Annotated in this window: 1 protein-coding gene; it reads right to left on the bottom strand. The window is 67.8% G+C overall.

Going from position 1 to position 320, the window contains the following annotated elements; genetic code table 11:
- Positions 1-320 (bottom strand): RICIN domain-containing protein (locus tag HCK04_RS40720; RefSeq protein WP_142652809.1); only part of this gene is annotated, 320 nt, incomplete at both ends.

Genomic DNA, 320 nt, shown 5'->3' with positions numbered 1-320 from the left:
GTCCACTTCTGGCTGGCCCAGCCGCCGCAGTCCCAGATGTGCAGGGCGGCGCCGTCGGCGGTGCTTTGAGCCTCGATGTCCAGGCAGCGCCCGGACTTGACGTTCTTCAGCGTGCCGTTGCTCTGGAACGCCCACTGCTGGGAGGCATAGCTGCCGCAGTCCCACAGATGCGCCTTGGTGCCGTTGGCCGTGCCGCCTCCGACGAGGTCCATGCACTTACCGAGGGACTTGAGCTGCGTCCCGTCCAGGGTCCACGACTGCCCGGCAGCGGTGGTGCAGGCGGACTGCTGGATGGGCGTGCCGTTGGCACTGTTGTCACC

The sequence above is a fragment of the Microbispora sp. CL1-1 genome (assembly GCF_012034195.1).
GTDB lineage: Bacteria > Actinomycetota > Actinomycetes > Streptosporangiales > Streptosporangiaceae > Microbispora.
Note: the sequence above shows the minus strand (reverse complement) of the source record. Positions and strands in the feature narration are given on the sequence as shown.